The organism is Mucilaginibacter sp. UYNi724 (genome assembly GCF_054057495.1).
In genome coordinates this window covers 33,681-50,891 of record NZ_JBSRZI010000003.1, presented here as the reverse complement: position 1 = coordinate 50,891, position 17,211 = coordinate 33,681, and the positions used below count along the sequence as shown (strand labels likewise).

The following is a 17,211-nucleotide window of genomic DNA, read 5'->3' as shown; positions in this document are numbered from 1 at the left end:
ATGCGCAAGCACTATCCCTTTTAAATATTATTAAATTAAGCTATTAGCTTAAAGCGTTTACAAATTTAGTAAGCTTTGATTTGTTGTTCGAAGCTTTGTTTTTGTGAATAACGTTCTTTTTAGCCAAACGATCTAACATTGAAATCACTTTCGACAATAAAGGAGTAGCATCAACCTTAGTTGTAGTACCTCTTAATTTTTTAATAGCGTTTCTGGTGGTTTTTGCCTGATACCTGTTACGCAGACGCTTCGCAGCATTTGACCTGATTCTTTTTATGGATGATTTATGATTTGCCATCGTATAGCTTTGTTATTCTTTTCTTTATTTTGAGGTTGCAAATATAGGTACACATTTTTAAATATGCAAGCGTATTTAAGTTATTTTTCAATTGTGGATAAATAAGGCAATGTTCATTTATTTCATTCGACTGCTATCCGAAGGTTTAATGTGGTTGGGTCTGTCCGCCTTGTCCACGTAATCCGGGCAGGTAAACGGACGGACAGACATATGTTAGCATTACATTCAAAGTTGAAATAATTTTAATGCCTGTAATAATTCAGCTACTTTAGCACATCCTGTAAATTCTAAAACCTGGTAAATTCAGGCTCAACTAAATGAAGCGCATCTTCCTCACCTGCATCATCGGTGTAATAACGATCATCACTTGCGCGTCGTGGGGCTTTTTTGCGCATTACCGCGTTAACAGGCTTGCCGTTTTTACGCTCCCTAAGGGGATGGCGGGATTTTACAGGGTAAATATCAGCTTCATTACAGAACACGCTGTAAGCGCCGATAAAAAGCGTTACGTAGACAGTACGGAGGCACCCCATCATTTTTTCGACGCCGACCATTACGGCAAGCAGCCTTTTCGGGATATGCCGCAACGCTGGATAGATGCCGCCGCGAAGTACACCAGCGATACGCTAAACAAATACGGCACCGTTCCCTGGGCCATCCAATCAAACTATTACTGGTTGGTAAAAGCCTTTAAAGCGAGAGACACTTTGGCGATCCTTATCTCGTCGGCAAACCTGGCGCATTACATTTCTGACGCGCATACGCCCCTGCACCTTACCCAAAACTACGACGGACAGCTAACCAATCAGGAAGGCATCCACACCCTTTGGGAAAGCCGACTGCCGGAGCTTTTTAGTAATGGTTACAACTACAACGTGGGCAAGGCAAAATACATCAACAACCCGCTTGCCGAGGCTTTTAAAATCTGCCGGGCTTCTTTCAAAAGCGTAGATACGGTACTTAGGGTAGAGCGGGTACTGACTAAGACCTTCCCTGCCGCCCATAAATACGTTATGGAGCAACGCGGCACCCGCAAGGTTAAAGCATACTCGGTAGCCTACAGCAGGGCATACCACAGGCTGTTAAGGGGCATGGTGCAAAGGCAAATGCGGGCAAGCATCCTAAGCGTGGGCAGTTATTGGTTTTCGGCATGGGTGGATGCGGGCCAGCCCGACCTGGATAAACTCATTTCAAAGCCATTAACCAAAGATGCCAGGCAAAAGATAGATAAAGAAGAGGCCTTGTATAAAGCGGGGAAAGTGCTACCAGTCAACAATTATTAAATCGCTTCTTTTTTACTAAACTTGCTTTTTAGCAAAGCGTACACAGCAGGAATAACCGATACCAGGATGATAATAATAGCCACCAGCGAGAAATTCTTTTCTATAAACGGCACCTTACCAAACCAAAATCCGCAGAAGAGGAAGATTAGGATCCAGGATACACCACCCGCTACGTTGTACAATGTGTAACGGGTAAATGGCATGTGCCCCACTCCGGCTACAAACGGTGCAACCGTACGTATTATCGGCACAAAACGACTAAAAATAACCGCCTTACCGCCATGTTTATCAAAAAAAGCTTTGGTTTGCAGGTAGTAGCTAAGCTTTAAAATTTTATTTTTCTCTTTAAAAACTTTTGGCCCTAAAAATTTACCCAAAAGGTAATTTACGGTATTGCCGCTAATGGCAGCAATGATCAGGATAACGGTAAGCAGGTATATATCAAGGCCCGATTTACCGCCAGCTATCAGCGCACCCGCAGCAAACAGCAACGAATCGCCGGGGAGGAACGGTGTTACAACAAAACCGGTTTCGGCAAATATGATAATGAAAAGGATGAGGTAGGTCCAGTTTTGGTATTCGCTGGTTATCTGCACCAAATGCTTATCAATGTGTAATATAAAGTCGATTATGCTGTGTATAAATTCCAAGGCTGTAAAATTTTAGCAAAAATAGAAAGATATTACGGATAGCCAACCTTTAATATTTTGTACCTATCGGTAACGAGTTTAACAAAACATTTGCATTGTATTTAGTGCTATCGGTACTGCTGGTTAGCCCGTAAAAATAAACGGTGTACAATTTACCATCAGACACATTGTATTTACTTATAGGCGCCAACACTATTTTAGGGGTTGAAGTTGCTGAAACATTAATATTATAACTCCCCGCTGTTACCTCAGTATAGTTGGTTACGGTTTTGTAAGGAATATTTTTAAAGGCGATAGTATCGTTAAGGGTCAAATTCATGTTAGAAGGCTTCGGTGATGCGTTTACAAACCGTATTTTGCCGCGCCCATTAGGCGGTGTACTGCCTGTATCAACTGTTAATATTGAGGTAAGCGAGCTATCTTTTCTTATACCGGTTACAAACCAGGTGTATGGTATCCCGGGTTTCAACGTATCAGTCAGAGTAAGCAAATTGGTTGGGTTTATACCATTTGTAGTTATTGCCGTGCGGATCTGCAATGGGATATCAACGGTATTTATTAAAAAATATCCGGATGCGTTAGGATAATAATATGCGCCTGTACCCTGCTTTATAAAGAAAGCATATAGGTTGAAAGGTTGTATATCCGGGCTTAAATTAACTATTTGCAATCTGGCATTTTGACCGCTGCTGGCATTTACCCCTGTTTTACTGCAAGATTGTATTAACGGCAATATCATTATCACCGTTACAAACAAGGCAAGGCTCAATAGTACGCCGCTTTTATTTTTGTTAATCATCGTTATTAATTAATAATTAAACCCGTGGAAGGGGTTGTGTTTCCCGGATCCGTTAATCCCGCTTTGGTAAATAATGTATATGCACGGCCAATTTGCAAAATGCGTTCTTCCTGACTTAACAAAGTTGGGGTGCCTGCTTTATAAACTTGTATCTTTTCTACACCTTCTTTTACGGTTACATATACCGACGAACTTTTAAAACTTCTTTTATTTATTCTAACCTCTTTTTTTGCATCATCTGTTATTACGATATCTACAGCCCCTAAATTGGGTGAAGTGTGTACAAACCTTATCGACGAAACTTTATTTGATAGGGTGGATAGGGTATCCTGTGTGGTGAATGAGTTTTCTACGGTGCCATCGTTTACATAAAATGAATACACACCGGCCGAATCTAATTTAATAGGCACACTAAATAACACTTCACCATGGCCCAATCTTTTTACCTGGTAGTTTTGCTCACCTAAAGGCGATTGTATATATCCTGATGAACCTAGGGGATAGGTTGACGACAAATTATTTAATCTGCTACCATTCACATAAACATTAAGCGTATCGGTAGATGCATTAATAAAGTTAAGAAATGTGGTAGGTACCTTAGTTGGCGCCTCGTCAAACTTTTTGCATGCTGCAATAGCCACTATACCTATAAAGGCAATAAAAACCGGTAATTTAAATTTCATCATTTATCAGCAGTTGCTATATAACTCAATTATAACAAGTATTGTTATAAGACTAACAAAAAAGTCCGGCTAACGCCAGACTTTTTTATTGTGATTGGTGATTAGTTCCTTTAACTCCTAATCTCTGATCACGAACCTCTAATTCTCTAACTATGCATAACTGTTAAGCATAACCGGCATAACCAGCATCAGCACGTCTTCATTCTCGTCGCCGCCTTGTGGTAATAAAATACCGGCACGGTTAGGGGTCGACATCTCTAACGATACTTCTTCACAGTTTAAATTCTTCAGCATTTCTATCAGGAAACGGGCGTTAAAACCAATTTCCATATCGTCGCCTTCGTACTGGCAGCTTAAACGCTCGTGTGCTTCATTAGCAAAATCAATATCTTCTGATGATATATTCAATTCGCTTCCGTTTATTTTTAACCTAACCTGGTGTGTGGTTTTATTGGCGTAAATGGCAACGCGGCTAAGCGAGCCTAAGAACGCCAAACGGTCAATAGCCAGTTTGTTAGGGTTTTCTTTCGGGATAACCGCTTCGTAATCCGGGTAGCGCTCGTCAATTAAACGACAAACCAAATTGATGTTGCCAAATTTAAAGAAAGCACTTGTGCTGTTATATTCAACTGATACGTTAACATCATCTGCCGGCAGTGCCGATTTTAATAACGTTAACGCTTTTTTAGGCAGTATAAATGATGTGGTACTATCCGCTTTGGCATCTTTACGACGGTAACGCACCAGCTTGTGGGCATCGGTAGCTACAAAGGTAAGGTGCTGGCTGCTTAGCTGGCAAAATACCCCGGTCATAGCAGGGCGCAGCTCATCATTGCTAACCGCGAATATGGTTTTATTGATAGCCTCGCCCAGTACCGACGCAGGTAAGTTTACTGATGATGCATTTTCAACAACCGGGATCTTAGGGAAATCTTCGCCGTTTTCGCCGCTAAGCTTGTATTTACCGTCGCCGGCACTTATCTCAATAGCAAAGGTGGTATCATCTACCGAAAAGGCTACAGGCTGCTCCGGTAACGATTTTAAGGTATCCAGTAATATGCGCGATGGTATAGCTATACGGCCATTCTCTTTTGCCTCTACAGCCAAAGAAGTGGTCATGCTGGTTTGCAGGTCGGTAGCAGAAATGGTTAAGTTCCCTTCTTTTATCTCGAACAAAAAGTTTTCCAGTATTGGCAATACGGTGCTGTTGCTTAAAGCACCGCTTACAGACTGTAATTGCTTAAGTAGTGTTGATGTGGAAACAATAAATCTCATGATATAATTAACGTTTATCTACCAAAAGTATAAAATTTAATGAGCATACTTTAAGTTGTAGATGTAATGTTGAAAAATAGGTGTAATATTAACAATGGTTGGCTGAATACCTATTTTAGTTATTTGTTTATGGTCTGAGAGTGGTCAGCCAATAAGTTACCAATAGCCCCTCTAAATTCATATATCACTTGGTCATCTTAATTTATTCCTTATCAATATTTCCCTCAATTAAAACTCATTACCTTTGAAAACTAAATGTTGTAAATTATTAATATGGGCTTATTTAACTTTTTTAAAAAAAATAAAGGAATCGAAGATGAGAAGTTTAATTCGCCTCAAATTCAAAATCAGTTTTGTGCTCTTGCTCTAGGGCAACTCAAGAAAAGTGATTTCGATTCGGACTCATGTGTAGCAGAATTAAAAAAGCATGGGTTAAATGACGAACAGGCTAACTTCATTTTATCAAAAACCAAAGATTTTTTAAAAATGGAGGAAAACAAAAACCAGCAGTCTGCCGGTTTGGAAGAAGTGATTTTTCTTGACGAGCAATACCAAACGGATATTGTGGAGTTTGCCAAGACCATTTATTTTGAAAACAACCACAGCTATGAGATAACAGCCCAAAAGCTTTTAGACAGAGGGCTAAATATATCACAGGCCAACCAAATCGTGGAAAAATTGAAAAGATCTATAAGCGAAATGGTAGATGATTTTCAGAGCAAACTTGACTCGGGAGAGATTGCAGAAATCAAAATAATACCGAATCCAGAGCATGTTAAGGGAAATGTCACATCAGATCAGGTAGATAAGTATATTGGCTATGGTGCATATCAAATGCAATTAAAATACTTTGATAATGCCTTAGAACTTTTTGATAAAGCTCTTGAATTGGATGATAAAGCTACTTTAGCTTATGCAAATAAAGGTTCGTTATATTCACAAAAGGGCGACAGCGAAAAGGCCTTATACTTTTATAACAAAGCGCTTGAAATTGAGCCCGGTCATCTTGATGTCTTAGAGAACAAGATGAATCTGTTGTTCAATACAATGACTGAAGCCAACGAAGATGAATTTAATAATACCGTTAAGGCCATCCTCAAGTATGACCCTAAAAACCCAAATGCACTAATATACATAATACAATATCATGTAAAAAACAACAACATAGAGGAAGCCTTAATATCTGTAAAAACCCTATTTGCCGGCTACCATGGAGAAGATATCGCAATACAACTATTAATTAGTGTATTAAATAAGTTGCCGGAAGAACGGGCTTTAAGCGAGTTTTCAACTTATAAAAACACTATTGATGTACATGCACAATATCAATTGGAATATTGCAAGGGCCTTTATCTTAAAGACATTGAAAAATACGATGAAGCCATAAAAGTGTATGACAACCTGAACCGCATACAAGAATTCTCATGGAACTATTACCAAATGGCCATCATGAAAAGCCTGCAAAACCAAACCCAGGAAGCGATATATCTTCTTAAAAAAACATTTGAACTGGAGCCCGACTTAAAAAATGATGCAAAGCAATTTCACCAATTAAAAAACCTTTGGGCAGATCCTGATTTTATTCAATTGACCAAATAATCTCTTTAAAAGCTTTTACTTAATGAGCATACTTTCGCTTGCGGATATAGTGTTGAAAAATAGCGAATATTAACACTATACCGATGGGTACAATATTATTTACAAGCTGCCAAAACAGTTTCTCTTCGCGGATGCGGGCGCGGTTAAGCAGGCGGATCTGAATCTCTTTGCTGCGCAGCGAAATAAGACCCGAATCATCGGTCATGTAATCGGCTATGTTTAGCAGTAGGTTTTTATTGCCATAGTTTTGGCGGCTGTAGTGGTCGTAGCCCAAAGGGAATGGTGAACCATCGCTGCCAACCTGGTTACGCAAGATATCGCCATCGCTTAGCACGATCATTTTTGTTGGGGTGCCTTGCGGTTGTATAGTCACCTTTTCCGTCAAGCCCTCCGGTAACGGCCGATTTTTAAAATCAGAAGTAAAGCTACCTTCAAGCAAAACGCCTGTAATTTTAGGGTTGCTTTGAAAATCTTTAGGCTTTGGCTCGTCCTGCAAGGCCTGTAGCGAAAGTACTTTAGGTGTGCTTATTTTTTTATTATACGGCGATGATGTAAGCAGGATGGTTTTCTCGATACTTTTGGTATCCAACAAATCGATAGTACTCGCAAACTGGCTGGTAATGCCGTCCAGGTTTTTTACAATAGGGTGCTTGGATAACGGCAAAAACACCGGGTAGTACAACCATTGTAGCATCTGGATCTGCGCCTGCCCGCCTGCGTTGCCCGTAGTAACCGGGATGGGCGCGCAGTTCATATCGGCTATAAGGTCATAATTGATCCTTACCCCGTAGCGGAATAGTTGATCGTCTAAATTTAAATTTTTGTTAAAGGCTAGTTGCTCGCCGCCATGACCGCGCAGACTGTCCAGTTCGGCGCTTACCTGGTCAATGGCCCAAAGCACACGGCCACCGTGCATAATGTATTGGTCTACCTTAAATTTTTCGAGCTCGGTAAAGGCTTTATCGGGTTTAGCAATTACCAGCATACTCACTTTGGCAAGGCTATCCAACGGGATGCTGGCAAGGTTGATACGGCCCACCAAATACCCATCGGCAAGGGAACGCATGGCATCGTTCAGTTGCAGATCTGTAAGTTCGTTATGGCCTTCGGTAAACCCAATGCGCTGCTTGCCGCCATACACAACTTTCTTTATAGATGATGTAAAAGCGTATTCCAGGTTTTGAATGGAATTATTCAGGATCTCATCGGGCGAAAGGTTCATGTTGCTTTGCGATTGCAGCAATTTTACCGGGATACTTTTATCGCCATAATTAACCAGCGCGTACGGGAATATTACCTTCTGTGATACGCCGTCATCGGTTTTAACACTTAGGTTTTGCGCCTCGATACCTTTGGCTGCCAGATCTTCATACGCTTGATTTTGCTGCTCGTTAGACAAGCCTTTTATAGGGTCGACAAATTCATATTTAAGTTCGCCTCGGCTGTAGGCTTGCAGGTCGGCCAGCATATCCTTTACGGATGTTTGCAGCCTTTTCATCCCCCCTGGGAAATCTTTTCCCTCCAGGTAAACCGTAACGGTTACCGGCTGCTTAAGGCTATGCATTACATTGCGGCTAACCTGCGATATGGTGAAGCGTTTCTCCTTAGTAAAATCGAAACGGGTGAATAACTTATCGGAAACGATTGTTACAGCTGTTAAGGAAAACATGACCCCTAACACACTTAAAAAAACAGTATTTATAAACTTTTTGCCTGCCTGCCTGTGCAATACAAACAAGGTAAGCCACAGAAAAAATATCACCAGTACAACAAAGTACATCAGGTCGCGGGTGTCTAATACCCCACGACTGATAGACTGGTAATGTTCGTTAATCCCCAAGCCTTGCAGGCCCAGGTTTTGGAATGATAGTATGGAACTTAACGAATCGAACCCGCTATAAAAAAAGAAACAAAGGAAAACCGCGATGGTAAAAGCTATTACCTGGTTCTTACTAACCGACGAAGCAAATAAACCAATAGCGGCAAACGATGAACCTAACAGGAACAGGCCGATATAAGAGCCGATAACCGCACCCGTATCGATATTACCCTGTGGTGTACCCAATGTATAAACGCTGAAGTAATAAACCAACGTAGGTATCAATGCGAGCAGCACAATGGCTACGCCCGCAAAGTATTTACCTAAAACTATCTGTATATTGGTTAATGGGCGGGTGAGCAATAGTTCAAATGTGCCCTCCCTCCGCTCCTCAGCAAGTGAGCGCATGGTGATGGCCGGCACTAAAAACATAAACAGGTATGGAGCGGTACTAAACAGGCTATCAAGCCCGGCGTAGCCGTAAGCCAGGATGCTGGTTTCCGGAAACACCCACAAAAACAACCCTAAAACAAGCAGGAAAACGCCAATGGTGATATACGCCACCAACGAGCTGAGATAGGTTGTTATTTCTTTTTTAAGAATGCTGAACACTTTATTGGGATTGTTATGAGTAAACGCCCGAAAATACGATTATTGTGCAGCAAAACTTAAATGTGCAAAACAAAAAAGCCCCACGATAGATCGGGGGGCTTTCATATAAAGTTTGGTTGAATTTGATGCTGGGGGCTAAACGTGCTGCACCCTGGCTAAATGTTAAAATCTGAAGCCTAAACGGATAGCCGCAATATTCGTATTTACATTTGATTGATTAAAGCCCTGGTACCTGGCACTAATTTCAATCCCGTTTCTAAAGGTATAACCCACGCCAAGATCATAATCAAACGAAGAGCCGGAGCCTTTACGGGTATAAAATGACTTCCCAATTTGCCCTTCAGCAAAAAGACCGTCTCCAAAATAATGCTTTACACCGATCATAATTGGGATTGAACCCACACCCGATCTATCCTCGCCTACAACAGATTTGGTGTATTGCTTCAACTCATCCGTAAAAAAATACCGCCTGTAACCCGTGGACGCGGTAATAAAGGTAGATTTAAAAACAGGGTACTCGTATTTGGCATAAGCGCCGAATACGGATGAATAGGCTTCATGCAGATGCCCAAGCGGGAGGCCGGCCTCAAACCCAAAATTCCATTTAGCGGTTCTTGGTGCCGGCGATGTTTGCGCAAACGAAGTGATAGACAAGCCACATAAGATGGCTGATAGCAATAGCAATTTTTTCATTCTTTTAAGTTATAATAGGTTGCTTAATAAGAACAAACGTAAAGATTATAGACATCACAAAACGTTAAAGGGATGTTAATGAATGTTAAGGCATAGTCGTATAATTTAACAAATGGCCACGGGGTTTTTTGATGGGCATTACACAAAATAGGCCCTCTCAAACTAGTTAAGAGGGCCTTTAATATAGCCTTAGATATTAGAAGCTATACGCTAAACGGGCAGAGACTTGGCTGATGGTAGTACCACTTTTTGTCCACCCTTCGTAACGTACGCCAAGATCAACACCGCCGCCGAATGCGTAACCGATACCCGGAGAGTAGGCAAACGTTGTAGTGTTGCCACTAGAGCCAAGTATACTTTCATTTACAAATGCAGCACCCACTTGTGCTTCACCATAAAAACTTTCGGCAAAGAAATATTTCACGCCAACTTTTACAGGTATAGCATAAAGTTTATAACCGATAGACTTAGCGTCATCGTTTGATAAAAATTTGTTGTAACCCACAGAACCTGTAATAAAAGTTTTATCAGCTATTGGGTGGTCATATTTTAATGAACCGCCAATAACTAAATCAGAAACGTCTTTTGCATCGCCTAAAGGTAAGCCTGCTTCAAAACCAATGCTAAATTTTCCAGTTTCTTTTGATGATTGCGCGAATGAGCTGATCGAGATACCGCATAATACGGTTAATAGTAATAGTGCTTTTTTCATAATTTTATAATTGTGTGATTTTAAGTAAGGCATTGCAATACCGTATGCTTTGCCCGGTTTGTTGGCTATATGGACGCTAATACCCAATATTCCGTTACAAAAGAAACAAAAAAAAATATAAATCACTCTAAATGTGCTGTTTATTTATTGGTAAGATCGATAAATATATTCTCTAAAGTATTGCCTTTGTTGTTTCCCCTTAATTGCTCAAGCGTATCATTTGCAACAATTGTTCCCTTGTTAATGATAATCACCTGGCTGCAAACGGCTTCAACTTCCTGCATAATATGGGTTGACAGGATGATGGTTTTTGTTTTACCCAGATCGGTAATTAACTGGCGAATGCCTACCAATTGGTTTGGATCAAGGCCGGAGGTTGGCTCATCAAGTATCAGCACCTGCGGGTCATGTAATATGGCTTGGGCCAGCCCCACCCTTTGGCGGTAGCCTTTTGATAGCTGGCCTATCTTTTTATGCTGCTCGGGCCCAAGGCCGGTTTGTTCAATAACCTCGGCAATGCGTTTACCGGCATTTTGGAGGCCGTGGATGCCCGCCACAAAAGCCATCGATTCCTTTACATACATATCGGTATATAAAGGGTTACTCTCCGGCAGGTAGCCAATATTGCGTTTAACGTTTAATGGATCTTTACCAATATCGAACCCACATACAGATGCCGTGCCCGATGTTTGGGGAATAAAGCAGGTAAGCATTTTCATGGTGGTAGATTTGCCCGCGCCATTTGGCCCCAAAAAGCCAAGCACACCAACACCGGCCTCAAAACTAATACCATCCACAGCCTTTTGCTGCCCGTAAACTTTTGTTAACGCATCTACCTTTATGCTCATATGCGGTAAAGTTAGAAAAGAAAATAACGAACGCCGAATTTTGAACACTGAATTCCGAACGGTAAAACATTACTTCAGTATTTATAATCCGACATTCGTTATTCGATATTATGTCCTTTTACCTTTGGCCTTTAACCTTTCGCCTCTAAAAACTATCTTTGCCCCTATTATGAGCAAATCAACCGACGAACTTTTTAAAAATGTTATATCGCACAGCAAAGAATATGGCTTTGTTTTCCAATCGAGCGAGATATATGATGGCCTTAGCGCAGTTTACGATTACGGCCAAAACGGCTCGGAGTTAAAAAATAACATCAAAACCTACTGGTGGAAATCAATGGTACAAATGCATGATAACATCGTTGGGATCGATTCGGCAATATTTATGCACCCAACCATTTGGAAAGCAAGCGGCCACGTTGACGGCTTTAGCGACCCGATGATTGACAACAAAGACAGCAACAAACGTTACCGCGCCGACCAATTATTGGAAGACCGCGTAGCTAAACTGGACGAAGAAGGCAAAACCAGCGAAGCTGAAGAACTACAGATCGAGATGGACAATGCCCTAAAAGCCGAAGACCTACCGCGCCTTAAAGAACTCATTATCGAACAAAATATAAAATGCCCGGTAAGTGGTACTGCTAACTGGACAGATGTGCGCCAGTTTAACCTCATGTTTAGCACGCAGGTTGGTGCCATTGCTGATGAATCTGAAACGATCTACCTTCGTCCGGAAACGGCACAGGGGATCTTTGTGAATTACCTTAACGTACAAAAATCGGGCAGGATGAAGATCCCTTTCGGTATCGCGCAAATTGGTAAGGCGTTCCGTAACGAGGTTATAGCCCGCCAGTTCATCATCCGCATGCGCGAGTTTGAGCAAATGGAAATGCAGTACTTTGTACGCCCCGGCACACAAAAAGAATGGTTTGCCAAATGGAAAGAAACCCGTTTAAAATGGCACCTTGCTTTAGGTACTGATGCCGCCAAATACCGTTACCACGAACACACTAAACTGGCACACTATGCCGATGCCGCTTATGATATCGAATTTGATTTTCCGTTTGGATTTAAGGAGGTTGAAGGCATCCACAGCCGTACCGATTTTGATTTAAGCCAGCACGAGAAATTCTCGCGCAAAAAGATGCAGTATTTCGATCCTGAATTGGGCGAAGATGGCAAACCTTACGGCAATTATATCCCTTATGTTATCGAAACTTCGATAGGTTTAGACAGGATGTTTTTGCTGACCATGATCAACGCGTACGAAGAAGAAAACCTAAGCACTGAAGAGAAACAGGATAGCCGTACCGTGTTGCGCCTGCACCCTTGCCTTGCGCCGGTTAAAGCAGCTATTTTCCCGCTGACTAAAAAAGACGGTTTGCCTGAAAAAGCCCGCGAAATAATGGACAGGCTGAAACTTGATTTCAACATACAATACGAAGAAAAAGATGCCATTGGCAAACGCTACCGCCGCCAGGATGCCATTGGTACACCTGTTTGTATCACCATAGACCACCAAACGCTTGAAGATAACACCGTAACCATCCGCCATCGCGATAGCATGGCCCAGGAACGCGTACCTGCCGACCAATTAGAAAAAATAATCGGCGATATGGTGAGCTGGAAAAACCTGTTAGGATAGTTAGATAGTAAGTCGGTAAGCCCCAAAAGACCGAAAGATACGAGCGCCCTAATTGGGGCGCTTTTTTTATTGCATGCAACAGCCAACCAGGAAAAATATAATATATTTGAGCTAACCCTTATCCCCCATAAATGAAAAAAACTTTACTTACCTATCTTGCCATTATATTCCTTCCTGCCTTAACATTGGCACAAAACGAACCGCCAGTTATTGAAGACTTTGTTAAAGGAGCTAAAACATCAAATTCGTTTGCCTTTAACGACCACCTGAATATCATGCAGGTAACTACCGGTAATGATAGTTTCGACCTAATAGCAGTTAACGACAAAATGCAGGTGGTGTGGCGCACAACACTTGCCGGTTACGGTATAAAAACCGATAAACTTAAAGGTAAAGTGATAGCACTTGCATCATCAGATCACAGCAATTTTAAGGGTACAAATAACACTTTTGTTGCTTACGTATTAGACTCTTCAAACGGTAAGGTACTTGCAACTAAAACTGTTTATAAATCATCTAACGAGTATATTGAATATCCACAAATGTATACAGGGGATGGTTCATTTTTTAAACTTGCAGTAAGACAAACTGCTTACAAGAGAAAGCTTCATTTAGCAGGGCCCTCAATGAGTGTTTTTACAACGGGCGATTACTTCAGAAACGAATTGAACGACACACGCTCTTTGAAGGTAGTTGAGTTTAACGATAACCTGGATTCTGTTAAGGCCTTTAGCCCTGTAATATCTACAGGTAAATTTATTTCGCTTGCATGGAACAAAAGTGCCGATATGTTTATAAGTTGGTTGAACGGCCCAAGTATAGAAATATATAAGTACGATGCGGATAAAACTGCACCTTCTAATCAATTAACGGTTCCTGTAATTTTCAAAGAACGGGCCGACGCTATCTTAAGCGACTATTTTTATTTATTACCTGCCGAAAATCGTGATGAATTATATTATGGTATTACATACTCAAACCAAAATAAAGATCCTGAACTTGGCATTGGTAAACTTAATTTTGCAACAAGTAAAAAGACATATGTAGTACAAATACTCGACAGAAATAATCTTAAAACTTTAAAAAAGGCCTTTGTCCCTGTAACCAAGGATATTGATGACATTGATTTTGGCGATATACGCTTAATGGAAGTCAAATTTATGAGCGAAACATCGGGGCGTTTAATTGTTGCTGTAGCATCTACTTACACTGACGCAGTTGGTTCATCTAATAATTCTCATATTATTTTTTATAGATGCCAGGGCACTTTATTAATTAATGGCTTTGACCATAATCTTCAATTAAAATATCAACAGTTTTTGCCTGCTAATAGTTCATATTCTGATATCTGGTTAAAGACAGGTTATCATATAAGTAATAACAAACTTTATATAGTTGCCAATCACAAAAAGAGTTCCCCATATGGCGTGTATGGCATATTAGACGTAGCTTCTGGAAAATGGGATAAAATGGAGCGTCTATCAAAAAAGAATTTAGGCAGTCGTAGCTATTCGGCAGGCGAATCTATTCTTTGGTTTGATAACAATTTTATTGTTCCATATTACTCTCCAAAGATGTTTTCACCCAAAAGTGATATTTCGCTGCAATTGAATGCGAATTAATAAAGATTTATAATTGAAAAAAGCGCCATTGTTTTAGCACACAAGGGCCCTTTTTTATTGTCTCGAAACAATTCTCTCCTACGCTCCTTTTGTGTTTATATGAAAACACAACTACATGCAAGTAAAAATTAAAGATCAGCCCTTTTATATCCAAAGCACAGCGGTGCTTTTTGGGCTTATATTGCTGGTGTATGTAATGGTACAACTGGCCGATATATTAGTTCCCCTTGCCTTTGCGGCATTTTTAGCGGTATTATTAAACCCTTTGGTTAACCGGTTGGAGCGGAAAAAGGTGCCGAAAGTTTTGGCAATTTCCATTTCAATGCTGATAGCGATAATTGCGGTGGCTACCGTGTTTTACTTTTTGAGCACACAAATAGTACAGTTTGGCGATTCATTACCTATGCTGCAAAAAAAGTTTGAGTCGATAACCGTCGAGCTTAAAAACTGGATCCAGCAAACATTTGGCGTGGAGATAAGCAAGCAGGAAAAAATGTTGAAGGATGCGCTAAACAACAGCCAGGCAATGGTGGGTAAAACCGTAAATGGCTTGCTGGGCACATTAGCTATCATCTTCCTGCTGCCGGTGTACATCTTTTTGATGCTGCTTTACAAAACGCTTATCCTTAACTTTTTATATGAAGTGTTCTCTGAAGAAAACTCCAAAAAAGTAAGTGATGTGCTAAGCGAAACCAAAACAGCTATACAAAGCTACATCGTAGGTTTACTGATAGAGATGATCATCGTAGCCGCTATGAACTCTACGGCCCTTATTTTATTAGGCGTAAAATATGGCATTTTGATTGGTTGCATCGGCGCTATATTAAATCTTATCCCCTATTTAGGCGGCATAATAGCGATAGCATTGCCTGTGTTAATGGCTACGGTTACTAAAGATGGCTACACAACCCAGTTGGCAGTTATAGGCGCTTATATTGTGATCCAATTTATCGATAACAACATATTAGTACCACGCATTGTATCTTCTAAAGTACAGATAAACGCCCTGATGAGCATCATTGTAGTGTTACTGGGTAACGCGCTTTGGGGGGTATCGGGCATGTTTTTGTCTATCCCGTTTGTGGCGGTGCTAAAAATAGTTTTCGACCGGATAGACGACCTTAAACCCTGGGGCAAATTACTTGGCGATTACATCCCAACCCACCACATGGGCGAGCGATGGGGGAACCGGAACAGAAAGAAAGCGGTATTACCGAAAGAAGATCATAGTTAATGGTTCATAGCCGTATTATTAAATAACAAAAGTCCGCGATAAAACTCGCGGACTTTTTGTTGAAGCTATCATGAACCATCAACTATGAACTAATTAATGACTTACCGGGTTATCGGCTTTGTTTAACGTGCCATTTGTAAACAGTATTGGGTTTACCTTTTTAGGATCGCCCTGGTAAACCCAGATGATGTTTCCAATATATTTACGGAAAGCATCGCTTACTTGCGTTGGGGTCAATTTCTTTACATCCTCTGCAAGGGTTAAAGATCGCCTCCAGTTGTTATGCAATACCTCGTTAGATGCTATTGAACCTGCCTGCGCGGTGTTAGTTTCGTTTTTATAGTAAAAGCCTGTTAAGTAGGTCACTTTCATATCGGCAACATCTGCAACGTTAAAGCCGTCGCGTTTTAGCCGATCAACCAGTTTATCAAATACAGCAATGTACTTATTAGGTGAGGTAGTTGAGACAGAGAACTTGGCTACTGAAGTTGAACCCACGCTAAACCACGATTGCGGCGCGTAAGACAAGCCATTGTTGGTACGGATGTCCAGAAAGTGCTTATCGGCAAATATGCGCATGGCAACATTAAAGGCGTCAAAATCGGCCGTGCCCGGGGCAGGGCCGCTGGTAACACCCTCTACGTAGTTGGTAGCCAGGTCGCGCTTTTCAGCAGAGAAAGTGTTTTTATACGCCCTAAAGAAGGATTTCTTCAATTCGAACGGCACACCTCTTTTAATAGTGCTTAACATACCTTTTACCTTGGCTTCAATATCGGCACGGTCCAGATCAGCAACTACAACAACCAGCATGCGCGATTTTGTTAATACCGAGTGGTAATAAACTTTCGTTTCTTCGGCTGTTAAAGGCTGAATGGTTTCCGGGGTACCGTTAGGGTCTTTTGCATAATCGCGGCCGTTAAAAGCAACTTTATCAGCATACTTATCAATTGCCTCGTCCGGATTAGAATCTTCAGCCTTCAGCTGGTTTATCTGATCCTGTTTGATACGCGCAAATTCCTTAGCATCAAATTTGGGAATAGTTAATGCTTCAACATATAAAGGCCATGCGGTTTCAAAGTCGCTTTTTATACAGTTGATCTTAATTACCGAATAGTTTTTAAGCGCAACGCCATAAACGGCAGCACTAATTTTATCCAGCTGATTTTTAAATGCGTTTTTATCATGCTTTAAGGTACCGCACTCGTTAAGCGCGTTCATGGCCATGGCCTCGATACCGGCTTTGGCTGCCGGGTAATTTTGCACGCCACCTTTTATAATGGTTTGTATCTCTACAATATCGTTACCGCTCGGCTGAACAATAACTTTCACACCATCAACCATCATTTCGTAAGCTTTTTGCTGTGCCGCGGCAGGCTGTGCGCCCCCGGTAGCAGCTGCTACAAGCAATAGGTATATATATTTCTTCATTGTGGTTA

At 41.2% G+C, this 17,211-nt stretch carries 15 protein-coding genes; 5 read left to right on the top strand and 10 right to left on the bottom strand.

Going from position 1 to position 17,211, the window contains the following annotated elements; all coding sequences use genetic code 11:
- Positions 1-43 precede the first annotated feature (43 nt).
- Positions 44-298, bottom strand: a complete 255-nt coding sequence (rpsT, locus tag ACVW0P_RS05505) for a 30S ribosomal protein S20 (protein WP_354429388.1) — start codon at positions 296-298, stop codon at positions 44-46.
- 317 nt (positions 299-615) lie between these two features.
- Between rpsT and ACVW0P_RS05500 the strand changes: the two genes are divergently transcribed.
- Positions 616-1,581: a zinc dependent phospholipase C family protein gene (locus tag ACVW0P_RS05500; protein ID WP_457131193.1), complete on the top strand. Its 966-nt coding sequence runs from the start codon at positions 616-618 to the stop codon at positions 1,579-1,581.
- Here ACVW0P_RS05500 and ACVW0P_RS05495 read toward each other — a convergent pair.
- From ACVW0P_RS05495 to dnaN, 4 genes are all read right to left on the bottom strand, one after another.
- Positions 1,578-2,231 carry a DedA family protein gene (locus ACVW0P_RS05495; protein ID WP_457131192.1) on the bottom strand — a complete coding sequence of 218 codons (654 nt, stop codon included), beginning with the start codon at positions 2,229-2,231 and terminating at the stop codon, positions 1,578-1,580. The genes ACVW0P_RS05500 and ACVW0P_RS05495 overlap by 4 nt on opposite strands.
- A 49-nt stretch (positions 2,232-2,280) precedes the next feature.
- On the bottom strand, positions 2,281-3,030 hold the full coding sequence (locus ACVW0P_RS05490; protein ID WP_457131191.1) for a DUF4397 domain-containing protein: 750 nt from the start codon (positions 3,028-3,030) through the stop codon (positions 2,281-2,283).
- Between the two features lie 5 nt (positions 3,031-3,035).
- Positions 3,036-3,716, bottom strand: coding sequence for a DUF4397 domain-containing protein (locus ACVW0P_RS05485; protein WP_457131190.1), 681 nt, complete (start codon positions 3,714-3,716; stop codon positions 3,036-3,038).
- Between the two features lie 147 nt (positions 3,717-3,863).
- Positions 3,864-4,988, bottom strand: coding sequence for a DNA polymerase III subunit beta (gene dnaN / locus ACVW0P_RS05480; RefSeq protein ID WP_354429374.1), 1,125 nt, complete (start codon positions 4,986-4,988; stop codon positions 3,864-3,866).
- Positions 4,989-5,261: 273 nt separating this feature from the next.
- On the opposite strand from dnaN, the gene ACVW0P_RS05475 reads away from it, so the two are divergent.
- Positions 5,262-6,587 (top strand): TPR end-of-group domain-containing protein, encoded by a 1,326-nt coding sequence (locus ACVW0P_RS05475; RefSeq protein WP_457131189.1) that lies wholly within the window; start codon positions 5,262-5,264, stop codon positions 6,585-6,587.
- 19 nt (positions 6,588-6,606) lie between these two features.
- On the opposite strand, the gene gldG is transcribed toward ACVW0P_RS05475, so the two are convergent.
- From gldG to ACVW0P_RS05455, 4 genes are all read right to left on the bottom strand, one after another.
- Entirely contained in the window at positions 6,607-9,018 is a 2,412-nt protein-coding gene (gene gldG, locus ACVW0P_RS05470; protein ID WP_457131188.1) for a gliding motility-associated ABC transporter substrate-binding protein GldG, read from the bottom strand.
- Between the two features lie 162 nt (positions 9,019-9,180).
- Positions 9,181-9,711 (bottom strand): hypothetical protein, encoded by a 531-nt coding sequence (locus ACVW0P_RS05465; protein WP_457131187.1) that lies wholly within the window; start codon positions 9,709-9,711, stop codon positions 9,181-9,183.
- A gap of 196 nt (positions 9,712-9,907) precedes the next feature.
- Positions 9,908-10,423 (bottom strand): outer membrane beta-barrel protein, encoded by a 516-nt coding sequence (locus ACVW0P_RS05460; protein WP_354429368.1) that lies wholly within the window; start codon positions 10,421-10,423, stop codon positions 9,908-9,910.
- A 140-nt stretch (positions 10,424-10,563) separates the two neighbouring features.
- Positions 10,564-11,271: an ATP-binding cassette domain-containing protein gene (locus ACVW0P_RS05455; protein ID WP_457131186.1), complete on the bottom strand. Its 708-nt coding sequence runs from the start codon at positions 11,269-11,271 to the stop codon at positions 10,564-10,566.
- A gap of 169 nt (positions 11,272-11,440) precedes the next feature.
- Between ACVW0P_RS05455 and ACVW0P_RS05450 the strand changes: the two genes are divergently transcribed.
- From ACVW0P_RS05450 to ACVW0P_RS05440, 3 genes are all read left to right on the top strand, one after another.
- A complete protein-coding gene (locus ACVW0P_RS05450) occupies positions 11,441-12,919 on the top strand; it encodes a glycine--tRNA ligase (RefSeq protein ID WP_457131185.1) in 1,479 nt (492 codons plus the stop codon).
- A 275-nt stretch (positions 12,920-13,194) separates the two neighbouring features.
- Positions 13,195-14,541, top strand: a complete 1,347-nt coding sequence (locus tag ACVW0P_RS05445) for a hypothetical protein (RefSeq protein ID WP_457131184.1) — start codon at positions 13,195-13,197, stop codon at positions 14,539-14,541.
- A 115-nt stretch (positions 14,542-14,656) separates the two neighbouring features.
- Entirely contained in the window at positions 14,657-15,775 is a 1,119-nt protein-coding gene (locus ACVW0P_RS05440; RefSeq protein WP_457131183.1) for an AI-2E family transporter, read from the top strand.
- A 93-nt stretch (positions 15,776-15,868) separates the two neighbouring features.
- Here ACVW0P_RS05440 and ACVW0P_RS05435 read toward each other — a convergent pair whose 3' ends face one another.
- Complete coding sequence (locus ACVW0P_RS05435) at positions 15,869-17,203, bottom strand: M16 family metallopeptidase (protein ID WP_457131182.1); 1,335 nt, start codon at positions 17,201-17,203, stop codon at positions 15,869-15,871.
- Positions 17,204-17,211: the final 8 nt, after the last annotated feature.